Genomic DNA, 12,685 nt, shown 5'->3' on the forward strand with positions numbered 1-12,685 from the left:
TCGCGCGGTTCCCCGCGCCCCTTGCGGGGCGCGGTACCACTCGCGTGGCTCAGCAGCGGGTGCCACCTGCCCGGACGCCCGCGAGAATCGGCGGCGGAGTGTCTTCGACCAGGCCGTGTCCGACAGGGAGCCTCGCCCGCGATGAACAGGTCCAGCAGGTCAGCAGCCGTGGCGGGGGCCGTCGTCGCGGGGGTGCTCGCCTGTGCGGGGACGCCCGCGCAGGCCCGGGACGGCGCGCTGTGGGGCGCCGCGACCATCGCGCCCGGCCGGGAGGGCGCCCTGTGGGGCGCCGCGACCATCGCGCCCGGCCGGGAGGGCATCGTCGAGGTCGCGGGCGTCCCGGAGACCGGCCCGGGGGCCACCCTCACGCTGACCGCGCCCCGGGGCACCCGGGTGACGGGCACGCCGCTCGACGCGTCCGGCTACCGGGGGTCGGTCACCGCCGACGGGCGCAGCGGGTCGTACAGCATCACCGGCGACAGCGCCGCCCGGTCCGAGCCGGACCGTGCCTTCCCCTTCGTGCTGGCGGTGGCCGCAGACGCCGTGCCCGGCACCCGGCTGCGCGACTGCGTGCTGCGGGTCACCGACGGGCGGGGGCTACGGCGGGCCGCCGGCCGGTGTGCCGTGACCGTGGGTCTGGCCGCGCCGACGCTGACCCGCCCCCTGTCCGGCGTGCCGCTGGACACCCGGCCGGAGATCGCCGGCACGGCCCATCCGGGCGCCCGGATCACCGTCCGGGACAAGGACGAGCGCGAGGCCTGCGCGACCACCGCCGCCCCCGACGGCACCTGGACGTGCACCCCCGGCCCGGCCCTCCCGCCCGGCGCCAACCGGCTCCAGGCGGTCGCCGCCCTCAACGGGGTGAACGCCATGAGCGAGCAGATCGACATCGCCGTGACCACCGAGGCCACCGCGGGTCAGTAGCGCAGCGCCCGGGCCACCTCGGCCCGGACCTCTCCGGACAGGCCGTGCGGGCCGCGCGGCCCTACGGCGTCACGTGTGGCCGAGGCCGCCGCCGCCGAAGGATCCGCTGGATCCGGGCAGCCAGCGGCGCGGCTTCTGGTCCTTGCCGGTCCTGGTGCTCGCGTGGTGCAGCTCGTGGGGCAGCAGCCGCTCGCCGTCGCGCGTCACGAGCGGCATCTCGTCCGGCTCCCGCATCTCCCGCATCTCGCGGACCGGTCCGGTCTCCGGGAGGTGCGGCTGCTCGGCGGGGTCGGGGTGGTGGGTGTCCTTGTCCATGACGCGCATCCCGACCCGCACGGCCCAGATCAGTGCGCAGGCCACGATCAGCCCGCCGATGAAGGCGATGGTCACGGCGACCGCGTGATCTGACGACGCCGCCAGCACTTCGTACGTTGCCGTTGTCATAGCTCCGATTATCGCCGACGGATTGCCATAAAGCGCCCGGAATGTCCGAGGCGGGCGGCCGGGCAACCCGCGCGACCCCGGGCGGCGCGGGCGGCCCCGGCCCCCGCGCCGCCCCGCACGGTACGGTGGAGGAACCGGGGGTATGACGCAACCGGTGGCCGAACCGGTCTCGCCCTCGGCGCTCGACGAACCCCCGCCTCCGTACACCGGGCTCGCGGCTTCGCCACCTCCTGGCCACGCACCCCGTCCGCAGCAGGAGCCCCCGATGACGTCCGCATCCTCACCCCCGCCGCCCGTCCCCGCACGGCCCGAGGTCCGGCTCCGGCTCGCGGCCCAGCCGCGCCAGGGCCGCACCGCACGCCGGATCGACGGGGCGTGGTGGCCCCGCTCCTACGACCTGGCCGCGGAACTTCCCGGGCTGCTCGGCGTGCTGCCGCGGGCCTGGGGCCGGATCAGCAGCGTCCTGGTCAACGGGGACGCCTGGCCCGCCTGCCCGGAGCGGTTGCTCGTCGCGGGGCAGGCCGTCCACGTGGGCCGGAAGGACTCGCCGACCGCCCCGCACACCGTCTGCCTGCTCGCCCCCGGCCGCGGCCGCTGGGACCTGCTGGTGGTGCCGCCCGCCACGGCGGAGCCGGAGGCCGGCCGCCTCATGGAACAGGCCGTGGAGCAGGGCGCCTGACTACCCCGCGATCAGCACCAGGGCCAGGGCGGCCAGTGCCGGGACGGTCTGTACGAAGAGGATCTTCCGGCTGGCGGTGGCGGCGCCGTACACCCCCGCGACCGCCACGCACACCAGGAAGAACACCGAGACCTGGAAGCCCACAGGGTCGGACGCCACCGCGCCCCACACCAGCCCGGCGGCGAGGAAGCCGTTGTAGAGGCCCTGGTTGGCGGCGAGGGCCTTCGTTTCGGCGGCGAACTCGGCGGTGGTGCCGAAGGCGGCGCGGGCCCGGGGTGTGGTCCACAGGAACATCTCCAGCACCAGGATGTAGGCGTGGAGCGCGGCGAGGGCCAGGACCGCGAGGGTGGCGAGGGTCGACATGCGCGCATCATCGCAGCTTCGCCCGCCCACCCCGTTCGGGCCTCCCCGGGAGGCGCCGCGGGGTGCCGGGTGGCAGATTGCGGCCAGAGGAAGGCCGGCCGGGCCGTCGCGTCCCCGCGTGTGCCGCTCGGGAGCCCGGTCCGGCCTTCCCGCCCGCCGGGGGTGGCGGATCAGTGGCCGATGTGGCTTCCCGCCCGTCCGTGCGGCGGGTCAGTAGCCGATGCGGAACGTCGCGTCCGCGCGGTCGGTGGCGGTGGCGACGGGGTCGATGCGCAGGGCGTAGCCGGAGTGGCGGAGGTAGCGCGTCGGGTGGTTGTGCGAGCGGAACGACGTCCAGGCGGGGTCGGCCAGCCCGGCGACCTTGTGGAAGGTGGCGTCCTGGGCGAACACGGACGTGCCGTCGTTCACGTCCAGCCGCAGGGCGTAGCTGTAGTGCCGCAGGTACCGGTCCGGGTAGTTGACCGACTGGAAGGACACCCCGGACGCGTCGGCGAGGCCCGGGACGAGCTTCCACTGGGAGTCGGCGTACGGGTCGAGGGGGTAGGGGTCGATCCGGCCGGCGAAACCGGCGTGGCGGACGTAGCGGTCCGGGTGGTTGTACGACTTCAGCCGGTTCCAGGCCGGGGCTCCCCAGTGCGCGAGGAGGTTGTCGTACTGCGTGCCGGTGAGCGGGGCGATGCTGCCGTGCTTGGAGTTCAGCGGCTGTGTGTAGCGGCGCTGGTCGACCGGGGTCCAGGTGCCGGAGGCGAGGTCGGCGGTCTGCCAGGCGTAGAAGACGCCGTTCGGCGTGTACGTGTCACCCCAGAGGTACCAGGTGCCGGTGGAGTGCGACCGGACGAGGATCGGCGCCTCGGTGCCGCCGTGGGCCACCGGGGTGCTGAAGACCTGCCAGCTGCCCGGGGCGAGCGTGGCGGAGCGCGCGCCGACCAGGGTCTGCTTCGAACTGTCCTTGAAGTACATGTAGTGGGTGCCGCCGACGCCGAGGGCGAAGCTGCCGTCGATCACGTCGTAGCCCGGGTCGAAGTAGACCTGGGGCGCGGAGACCGTGCGGAAGTCGGTCGTGTAGTTGACCATCAGCACGTTGTGGCCGCTGGAGTTCACGGACGAGTAGACGATCCCGTACTGCCCGCGTGAGGCGTCCCAGAAGGCCTCCGGGGCCCAGCTGTGCGTGGCCATGTCGTGCAGCTTGAGCAGCCGGTAGCCGGTGAGGGAGCGCAGGTCGGCGGAGTCCCAGACGTGGATGTACGGGCTGTTGCGGTTCCAGTCGGTGCCCTTGAGGTCGGTGGCGAGGACGGTGAAGGTGCCGTCCTGCTTGCGCAGGATGAACGGGTCGCGCAGGCCGCCGGCGCCCTGGGTGGGGGTGACGACCGGCCGGTTCTGGTTGAGCGGCGTCCACTCCAGGCCGTCGAGGCTGACGGCGAGGTGCAGGCCGTACTCGGTGCCGGCGCCGAGGTTGGTCGACTCGGTGAAGTAGCCCATCACGTACGCCGGTCCGGTCGCCGCTCCGGCCGTACCGGCGCCCAGGGCCAGATCGGTGGTCAGGGCGAGCGGCAGGGACGCGGCCATGCCGAGGACGTGGCGGCGGGAGGGTCTGCGGGGGGCGGTCATGGTGGCTCGGCCTTCCGTCGGGGGTCCGGAACGAAGCGATGACGCACGGCTGGATGTCTGAAATACCGAACGGGGTTCGGCAATTCGGCCAGACCGTAGGGCCGGTGACCGTACGGCGTCAATGGCCCGGACGCGAACTCCCGCTGTGCTGCGGGCCTGCTCCGCACCGGCGTCTGACCCTGCCGTGAAGTCGGGGGAAAGCAGCGGCCGTTGACAGTGATTCGGCCGACCGGGGCCGGTTTTCGATCACCCCCTGGAAGGATGTGGGGCCCGCCCGCTCCCCACGACGATGATCCCCGACCTGTTCGAACACGACGTACTCGCATTCCGACGTACTCGAACACCAAGGAAGGGGCAAGCCGTTGCGCATCGCCCGGCTTCTCGGCACCGTCCTGGGCACCACGCTGCTGACGACCACCGCCGTACTGACCGCGCCCGCCCAGGCCGCACCGCCCGCACCACCGTCCACCTCCTCGGACCGCACCTCCCTCGACGAGGCCGGGCTGCAGGACTCGCTGGACGCCGCGCACGAGGCGGGCTTGTACGGCGTCTTCTCCGCCGTCCGGGACGGCCGCGAGCGGTGGACCGGCGCCTCCGGAGTGGCCGACGTGGTCACGGGGCGGCCGGTCACACCGGGCATGCGGCAGCGGGTGGGCAGCATCAGCAAGACCTTCACCGCCGTGGCCGTGCTCCAGCAGGTGGAGCGGGGCCGGCTCCGGCTGGACGCGCCCGTCGCCGACTACCTCCCCGGCCTGATACCCGGCGAGCGCGGCCGGCAGATCACCGTCCGGATGCTCCTCAACCACACCAGCGGGATCGGCGACCACGTCCTGCCCGCCTTCCCCTCCCTGCTGCGGAACTCGCCGGCCAGCCTCGACGAGGAGCGCTTCCGTGCCATCCCGCCCGAGGAACTGGTCCGGCTGGGCCTCGACGCCCCCGCCACCGGACGCCCCGGCGAGGTGCCCGGGACGTACTCCAACACCAACTACGTCATCGCCGGGCTGCTGTTGGAGCAGGTCACCGGCCAGGATTCGGACGCCTACATCACCCGCCACGTCATCGACCGGGCCGGGCTGCGCCACACGTACCTGCCGCGCACGCCGTACATCAAGGGCCCGCACCCGCGGATGTACGAGGCGCTGTACGGCCTGATCGACCCGCCCCGCGACTACAGCGTCTACGACATGTCCTGGCTCCGCTCGGCGGGCGCGCTCGTCTCCACGATGGACGACCTGAACCGCTTCTACCGCGCGCTGCTCGGCGGGAAGCTGGTCGGCAAGTCCGCCCTCGGCGAGATGATGCGCACGGTCCGCGTCGGCGGCATGGAGTACGGCCTCGGCATCCACACCGTGGAACTGCCCGGCTGCGGCCGCTTCTGGGGTCACAGCGGAGCGGTGTTCGGTGCCGGCGCGTTCGCCCTCACCAGCCAGGACGGCAAGCGCCAGATCGCCTTCGCGCAGAACCTGATGAAGTACCAGAGCCTCGACGAGAACGGCGTCCCGCAGTCGCACGCGATCGACGACGCCCTCCGCCTGCACATCGTCCGTGCCCTCTGCCCGGACGCCGGCGAGCCCGGTGTCGCGGCCCGGGACGCCCGGGACGCCCGGGACGCGCTGTCCCGGCTGCTACCCGGAATGGAGCATTCGCAGTTGACCAACCGCATCAAGTTTGATCAGGTGTCTCATTAGTCTTGTTCGATTCTGATCGAGCGATGTCTGGCTCCCAGGGGGGGAGCTTGTGACAAGTTGGGGAGTTTCCTTGATGCATCACGATTCCGTCGTGCTGCGCCGGGCCGGGGTCCGGCGCGGCGCGGCCGCCCTGGCCTTCGCGGCCCTGGCCGCCGGCACGGCACTGACGGGCGCTCCGGCCGCCACGGCCGCCGGCAGCGAGGTGCTCGCCGGGAAGGCGTGCACACCGACGCAGGGCTTCTCCGGGTGCCGGCTCTTCGATCCGACCGGTGCCCGCGAGGAGTTCCAGGTCCCGGCCGGCGTCACGGCGCTGGACGTGCGGGCCTGGGGCCAGGGCGGCGAGAGCACCCCCCACGCCAACGGCGGCGCGGGCGGCTACACCGCGGGCTCGCTCGGCGTCACGCCCGGCGAGCGGCTGTCGGTCGCGGTCGGCGTGCAGGGCTTCGGTGACGCGCTCGGCGGCAAGGGCGGCGGCAAGGGCGGAGCCGTCGGCGGCAACAGCAGCGGCGTCCGCGACGGCAACGGCAAGCCGCTGCTCATCGCCGCCGGTGGCGGCGGCGGTGGATACGGCTACGGGGAGACCGGCCAGGGCGGTCCCGGCGGCGGTGAGCGCGGCCAGGACGACACCGAGTCCGAGCGCGGCGGCAAGGGCGCGGCCGGTGACAGCGGTGGCGCGGGCGGCGGCAACGGCTCCTCGGGCGCCGACGCGTCCGGCGGCGGCAAGGGCGGCTCGGGCGGCTCCGGTTCGGGCGGCGAGGGCGGTGGCGGCGGCGCCGGTTACGCGGGCGGCGGCGGTGGCGGCGGCACCGACGAGGAGCGGGGTACCGTCGGCAGCGGCGGGGGCGGCAGCAGCTACGTCGACCCGGAGCGCGTGAGCGACGCCCGGCTGCTGACCGGCAAGCGCACGGTGCCCGCCGCGAAGGACGACCCGTTCTGGCAGGGCTCCGGCGAGCCGGTGCGCGGCGGGATCGGCGAGGGCGGCGTCAACACCGACCGCTCCGGCCACGGTCGCGTCGTGTTCCAGTGGAAGACCCCCGCGATCGCGGAGCTGGTCCAGGTCTCCGGCGCCGGCCAGACCACGCAGCCGGGCGGCGGCGCCGACCCGGTGGCCGTGGTGGCGCGGGACAAGGCGGGCAAGCCGGTGGAGAACGCCTCCGTCACCTTCACCATCGACGACCCGGACAAGCTGGGCGCCTACTTCTACCTCAAGGGCGGTGCCGACACCACGAAGCTGGCGGTGCCGACCGACGCGCGGGGCCGGGCCCAGTCCCCGCTGATCGAGTCGGGCGGCGGCTCCCGGGAGGGCGAGTTCGCCATCCGCGCGGAGGTCGACGGCGTGTCGACGGTCTTCACCGTGACGGTGAGGAATTCGGCCTACGTCGTGTCCGCGGTGGGCGGTGACGACCAGCAGGCCGAGCAGGGCGAGGACTTCGCCGAGGCCCTCCGGGCCAAGGTGGTCAAGTCCGGCGCCTCGGCACCGGCCGGCACGGAGGTCGAGTTCCGCGTCGAGGACGACAGCGAGGACGCGCCCCGCTTCGAGGGCGGCGAGCAGGTCGTCCGCGTGAAGACCGACGAGCAGGGCGAGGCCACGGCCCCGGCCCTGACCGCCGGCAAGGGCACGGGCACCTACACCGTCGCCGCGTCGGTGGGCGACGCCATGACCCAGTTCGCAGTCGAGGTCGTCCCCGGTGACGGCACCGGCGACCCGAGCCCGGACCCCTCGGGCGACCCGATCCCCTCGGCGACCCCGAGCCCCTCGCCCAGCACCAGCACGGGCCCCTCGGGCACGACCGGCGGCACCGGCACCTCCGGCACCTCCACCACGGGCGGCACGTCGACCAACCTCGACACCGGCAGCCTCGCCTCCACGGGCGCCGGCGGCATCGGCCTGCTGCTCGCGGCGGCGGCGGGCCTGGCAGCGGTGGGCTTCGCGGCCTTCCGCTTCGGGCCGCGCCTGCGGCTCCGCTCGCGCGACTGACGTAGCGTCACCCGACTGCCCGCACCCGGTCCACCGGGTGCGGGCAGTCGGCGTTCCGGGGGGGGGCCGGGGTGCCGGGCACCGTGACCGCTGCTCCTCCTGCGCCGGTGACCCGTGCCGGCCCTTCGCCTCGGGCGGGCGGCTCGTGGTGACGTTGGCGGCGGCCGGTAGCCTTGCCGTATGGCTCTGGCATGCAACGCCCTGCCGCACTGCTTCCTCTGACGCGGCGGCGAGGACGGCGACGTGAACCGCTCACGTCGCCGTCCTCGGCGCGTCCGCCTCCGGCCGCCGCCGACGCCCCGCCGAGGGCGTCGCGGCCGGACCGCGGGCGCCGTGACGCACCGTCCACCGCCCGCACGCGGCCCGGCGCTCCGCCGCGCCGCGTCGTCCTGGAGCATGCCATGCCCTCGGGTCCCACCCGCCTGCCGTCCGATCGGCTGCTGACGATCCTGACCTGCCCCCTGTGCCGAGCCGGCCTCGACCGGGCCGACGGCGCCCTGCGCTGCCCCGGCCGGCACACCTTCGACATCGCCCGCCACGGCTACGTCAGCCTGCTGACCGGCCACCGGCGCGCGCCGAGCGCCGACTCCGCCGACATGGTCCGGTGCCGCGCCGCGTTCCTGCGCGCCGGGCACTACGACCCGCTCGTCCGCACCCTCGCGGGCCTCGCCACCGAACTGGCCCCGCCCGACGCCACCGTGCTGGACGCCGGCGCGGGCACCGGCCACTACCTGGCCGCCGTCCTGGACGCCCTCCCCGGGGCCCTGGGCGTCGGCCTGGACACCTCCGCCGCCGCCCTGCGCGCCACGGCCCGCGCCCACCCCCGCGCGGAGGCCGCCGGCTGGGACGTCTGGCGGCCCTGGCCCGTGCGCACCGGCGCCGCCGACCTCGTCCTCAACGTCTTCGCGCCCCGCAACGGGCCGGAGTTCCACCGGGTCCTGAGGCCCGACGGCGCCCTGCTCGTCGTCACGCCCACCGGCCGGCACCTGCGCGAACTGCACGAGCCGCTCGGGCTGCTGGGGGTCGACGCCAGGAAGGAGGAACGCCTGCGCCGGACCCTGTCGGCCGCCTTCCGGCCCGACCGCGCGGAGCCGCTGGAGTACGCCATGACCCTCACGGCCGAGGACGTCACCAGCCTGGTGGCCATGACCCCGACCGCGCATCACCTCGGCCCGGAGGAACTGCGGCGCAGGGTCGCGGAGTCGGGGACGCCGGTGCGGGTGACCGCCTCGTTCCTGGTGTCGGTGTACCGGCCCCGCCGCTCAGGTCAGTAACCCCCGCGGGCGATGTGCTCCTGCTGCGCCGCCGTCAGCGTGCGGACCACGAGGGCGGCGGCCGCCGCCGCGGCGATGATCACCAGGTCGGCGACGAGCAGGGGCACCACGCCGGTGTAGGCGCGGGCGATGACCTCGTCCGTGGAGTCGGAGTAGACCAGCCCCACTCCGCCCGCCATGCCGGCCAGCCACAGGCCCCACCACCAGTTGACGACGGAGGGCAGCCGCCGGTCGGGGAAGACCGACCGGTGAACGTCCGCGACCATGCCCCGGGGGATCCAGAGGTTCCCGACGGGCACGACCCAGCCCAGGAAGAGCCAGCCGTACGCGTAGCGCGGCTCCGTGCCCGACAGGGCCCGCGCGTTGTCCCGTACGCGGTCCAGCCAGAGCAGGAACGCGACCGCGCAGACCAGCGCGACGGCGGCGCTCAGGGAGGCGACCACGTGGTAGGAGTCCTCCAGGGCGGTCGGGAGCCGGTGCTCCGGCGGGCCGGACGCCGGCTTCCCGGCCAGGGCGAGCCGGACGTGCCACACCGCCCGGGCCGCCAGGACGACCGCGACGAGCCCGAGTCCGACGACGGCACAGTGGGCCGCGCCGCGGATCGGACGCAGGGCGGGAGCGGGGGCGGCGGGGCGGGTTTCCTGATCGGTCACCCGCTCATCTTGTCGTACTGAGTTTCGAGGCCCTGCCCGCCCCGTCCCACCGCACCTCCAGGACGTGGTCGACCGCCTCCCGGTCGAGGGGGCCGAACACGTGCGGGAACAGGGTGTCACCGCTGACTCCGGGCGGCGGGGCGGGGGCCGCCGCCTCCCACTCCACCCTCGCCGTGAGGCGCGCCTCGTCGAGGGCGAGGACCAGCAGCGGCCTGGGCGCGTCCCGGTAGAAGGCGTTGACGACGGCCAGCGTGGTCGCCTCGTCCGGGGAGCAGTGCACGAAGCCCTCCTCGGCGAGGGAGGCGGGGGCGTAGGGCCGCTCCGGGTCGCTGTTCCAGACGGTGTGCGGCACGACGTGATAGATCATGGCCCCGTTATAGCCCCCGGCCGAGGGCGGCGACCGTCCGCCGGGTCGTCTCGGCGATCAGGGCGTCCGAGGGCTCGGCGTCGCGGCCGGGGCGGTCGGTCATGACGGCCAGCACGAGCGGTTCGGCGCGCGGCGGGTGGACGACCGCGATGTCGTTGGCCCGGCCGTAGTCGCCCGTGCCCGTCTTGTCGGCCACCTTCCAGCCCCGGGGAAGTCCGGCCCGGATGCGGCGGGCGCCGACGGCGGTGGCGTTGCGGGAGAGCCAGTCCATGAGCAGCGCGCGGTCGCGGGCGGGCAGGGCGGTGCCCAGGAGGAGCCGGTGGAAGTCGGTGGCGATCGCCCGGGGGGTGGTGGTGTCGCTGGGGTCGTCCGGCGGGACGTCGTGCAGTTCGGGCTCGTAGTGGTCCATGCGGCTCACCTTGTCGCCGAGTCCGCGCAGGTAGGCGGTGAGCTGCGCGGGGCCGCCGATCTCGCGCATCAGCAGGTTGCCGGCCGCGCCGTCGCTGAAGCGGACGGCGGCGTCGCAGAGCTGGCGGAGGGTCATGCCGGTCGCGAGGTGCCTGCCGGTGATCGGGGTGGTGGAGCGGAGGTCGGCCCGCGTGTAGGTGACGCGCCGGTCCAGGTCGTGCGGGGAGCGGTGGTGCAGGACCGCCGCGGCGGCCAGGGCCTTGAAGGTCGAGCAGAAGGCGAAGCGCTCGTCGGCGCGGTGCACGACCGTGGCGCCGGTGCCGGTCGCGAGGGCGTGGACGCCGATCCGGGCGCCGTACGCGCGCTCCAGGTCCGCCAGCCGGGGGCGGTGCACCGGCGGGGGCTCCGACGCCGGGGCGGACCGGGTGGCCGGGGCGGATCGGTCCCCGCGGCCGGCGGGCGGGTCGTCCGTGCCGCAGGCGGCGACGGGAAGCAGGGCCGCGGCGGCCAGGAAGGCACGGCGGGAGGAGGAGGCGGACGCGGACCGGTCGGCGGACATACGGGGTGCTCCGTTCACTGGGGTTCCGTTCGCTCTCACTCGGGATCGCCGGGCACGGCCGCCAGCAGGGCGCGGACGGCCGGTCCGGCCGAGCCGCCGCCGGTGACGCCCTCCTCCACGACGCAGGCCACGGCGACGTTGCCGCGGTGGGCGACCAGCCAGCCGTTGTTGTCCTGCTCCTCGGACACCTCCGCGGTGCCGGTCTTGGCGCCCACCTCGCCGGGCAGGTCGGCGAGGATCCGCGCGGTGCCGTCGGTGACGGTGGCCCGCAGCATCTCGCGCAGCTGCGTGACGACGCCCTTCGGCAGCGGCGTCGTCTCGGTCGTGTCCTCGGTGCCGTCGACGAGCGAGGGCTGGCGGAAGCTGCCGGAGACGGCCGTCGCGGTGACGGACGCCATGATCAGCGGGTTGGCCTGCACCCGGCCCTGCCCGATCATCGAGGCGGCCTTCTCCGTCTCGTCCTTCGGCACCGGCACCGAACCGTCGTACGAGGGAGCCCCGATGTGCCATTCCTGGCCCACGCCGAAGTAGGTGCGGGCCACGTCGCCCAGCTCCCCGTCGTCGAGCCGGTCGCGCAGGCTGATGAAGGCGGTGTTGCACGACTCGGTGAAGTCCTTGCGGAAGGTGGCGCCCGGATGTTCGGACAGCTCCACGTTCTGGAACCGCTTGCCCACCGTGAGGTACTTGGGGCAGTCCACCACGTCGTCCGGCGCTACGGCGTCCCCGATCAGCAGGGCGCTGCTCGTGACGATCTTCCAGGTGGAGCCGGGCGCGTAGGTGCCGGACAGGGCGCGGTTGAAGCCGGACGAGGGTGAGTTGGCCACGGCCAGGATCTCGCCGTCGTCGATGCGCAGCGCGACCAGCGCGGCGTTCTTGCCGTCGGCGTGGGCGGCGAGAGCCTTCTCCGCGGCGGACTGCCAGTCGGCGTCGAGGGTCGTGCGGACGGGGCCGTCGTCCCGGACGGTCCGCGCGCCGAACCTGGCCTCCGTGCGCTCCACCTTCCCCGTGGCCCGGTCGACCAGGTGGATCGCGCCGCGCCCGCCCGAACCGGCGCCGTCACCCCCGCCGAGCCGGGTCATGAGGGGCGCGAGGGAGGGATACGCGTCGCCGGGCATGCGCGTGCCCTGCCGGTCGGTGACCTCGGGGGGCCTGGTCTCCTCGCGTTCCAGGCGGAACTTCTCGGTGTCGCTCAGGCGCGGGTGGACGAGGGACAGCGTCCAGTCCACCTTCCAGGTGCCGTCGCTCTGCTCGCGCAGCGGCAGCTCCGACTTGTACGTCCAGGTGCCGAGGCCGGTGACGGGCATCCTGGCGGTGAAGGGCACGGTGACCCTGCCGTCCTCGGCCTCGGCCGCGGGCCCGGCGGCGAGTTGGGGCTTGTCGATGTCGAGTCCGGCGGTGAAGCTGTCCAGCACGCGCTCGGCCGTGCCCGGGCTGGTCGTACGGCCCGCCGCGCTCGGCATACGGCCGGCGGCCCAGTCGGCGAGGAACGCGCGGGCCTGTTTCCCGGCCGCCGGATCGGGCCCGGTGTCCCGCTCGAAGGGCCCGAGGCCCGCCGCGTACGCCCCGCCCGCGACGGCGGCCGGCACCACCGCCCCGGCGATGACGGCCCGCAGGGCCCGGCGGCGCGGCCGCGGTGCGCCGGTGGTGACGCGCGTGTGGTCGGCATGAGTGTCCATGCGCCGAGGACAGCAGCGGCCCGGCATCCTGTCCAAGACCGGTATCGGTGTCGAATCAATATCC

Annotated in this window: 12 protein-coding genes; 5 read left to right on the top strand and 7 right to left on the bottom strand. The window is 74.6% G+C overall.

The annotated features are described in order from the left end of the window. Window positions 1–141 precede the first annotated feature (141 nt). Window positions 142–924, top strand: a complete 783-nt coding sequence (locus ABZ386_RS32610; RefSeq protein WP_358967149.1) for a carboxypeptidase regulatory-like domain-containing protein — start codon at window positions 142–144, stop codon at window positions 922–924. 69 nt (window positions 925–993) lie between these two features. Here ABZ386_RS32610 and ABZ386_RS32615 read toward each other — a convergent pair whose 3' ends face one another. Beyond that, window positions 994–1,368 carry a DUF6479 family protein gene (locus ABZ386_RS32615; protein ID WP_351340166.1) on the bottom strand — a complete coding sequence of 125 codons (375 nt, stop codon included), beginning with the start codon at window positions 1,366–1,368 and terminating at the stop codon, window positions 994–996. 265 nt (window positions 1,369–1,633) lie between these two features. Between ABZ386_RS32615 and ABZ386_RS32620 the strand changes: the two genes are divergently transcribed. Next, a complete protein-coding gene (locus ABZ386_RS32620) occupies window positions 1,634–2,047 on the top strand; it encodes a DUF5994 family protein (protein ID WP_351340163.1) in 414 nt (137 codons plus the stop codon). Here the strand turns inward: ABZ386_RS32620 and ABZ386_RS32625 are convergent, their stop codons facing one another. Next, entirely contained in the window at window positions 2,048–2,410 is a 363-nt protein-coding gene (locus ABZ386_RS32625; RefSeq protein WP_351340160.1) for a DUF1304 domain-containing protein, read from the bottom strand. It abuts the gene before it with no gap. 210 nt (window positions 2,411–2,620) lie between these two features. Next, entirely contained in the window at window positions 2,621–4,018 is a 1,398-nt protein-coding gene (locus ABZ386_RS32630) for a glycoside hydrolase family 43 protein (RefSeq protein ID WP_356615969.1), read from the bottom strand. A 362-nt stretch (window positions 4,019–4,380) separates the two neighbouring features. On the opposite strand from ABZ386_RS32630, the gene ABZ386_RS32635 reads away from it, so the two are divergent. The 3 genes from ABZ386_RS32635 (at window position 4,381) to ABZ386_RS32645 (ending at window position 8,958) form a co-directional block, all read left to right on the top strand. Then, on the top strand, window positions 4,381–5,706 hold the full coding sequence (locus ABZ386_RS32635) for a serine hydrolase domain-containing protein (RefSeq protein ID WP_351340155.1): 1,326 nt from the start codon (window positions 4,381–4,383) through the stop codon (window positions 5,704–5,706). A 73-nt stretch (window positions 5,707–5,779) separates the two neighbouring features. Beyond that, a complete protein-coding gene (locus ABZ386_RS32640) occupies window positions 5,780–7,684 on the top strand; it encodes a hypothetical protein (RefSeq protein ID WP_358967152.1) in 1,905 nt (634 codons plus the stop codon). Between the two features lie 401 nt (window positions 7,685–8,085). Next, window positions 8,086–8,958, top strand: coding sequence for a putative RNA methyltransferase (locus ABZ386_RS32645; protein WP_358967155.1), 873 nt, complete (start codon window positions 8,086–8,088; stop codon window positions 8,956–8,958). On the opposite strand, the gene ABZ386_RS32650 is transcribed toward ABZ386_RS32645, so the two are convergent. Genes ABZ386_RS32650 through ABZ386_RS32665 form a run of 4 tightly spaced genes read right to left on the bottom strand, consistent with a single transcriptional unit; the run spans window position 8,952 to window position 12,621 of the window. Then, window positions 8,952–9,611, bottom strand: coding sequence for a DUF4328 domain-containing protein (locus tag ABZ386_RS32650; protein WP_358967158.1), 660 nt, complete (start codon window positions 9,609–9,611; stop codon window positions 8,952–8,954). The two genes, ABZ386_RS32645 and ABZ386_RS32650, sit on opposite strands and share 7 nt — an antisense overlap. A gap of 4 nt (window positions 9,612–9,615) precedes the next feature. Continuing rightward, window positions 9,616–9,978 (bottom strand): DUF952 domain-containing protein, encoded by a 363-nt coding sequence (locus ABZ386_RS32655; protein ID WP_355726585.1) that lies wholly within the window; start codon window positions 9,976–9,978, stop codon window positions 9,616–9,618. 7 nt (window positions 9,979–9,985) lie between these two features. Beyond that, window positions 9,986–10,945 (bottom strand): class A beta-lactamase, encoded by a 960-nt coding sequence (gene bla, locus ABZ386_RS32660; RefSeq protein ID WP_358967161.1) that lies wholly within the window; start codon window positions 10,943–10,945, stop codon window positions 9,986–9,988. A gap of 35 nt (window positions 10,946–10,980) precedes the next feature. Continuing rightward, complete coding sequence (locus tag ABZ386_RS32665) at window positions 10,981–12,621, bottom strand: penicillin-binding transpeptidase domain-containing protein (protein ID WP_356615965.1); 1,641 nt, start codon at window positions 12,619–12,621, stop codon at window positions 10,981–10,983. Window positions 12,622–12,685 lie beyond the last annotated feature (64 nt).

This window comes from Streptomyces sp. NPDC006140, from assembly GCF_040628815.1.
Lineage (GTDB): Bacteria > Actinomycetota > Actinomycetes > Streptomycetales > Streptomycetaceae > Streptomyces.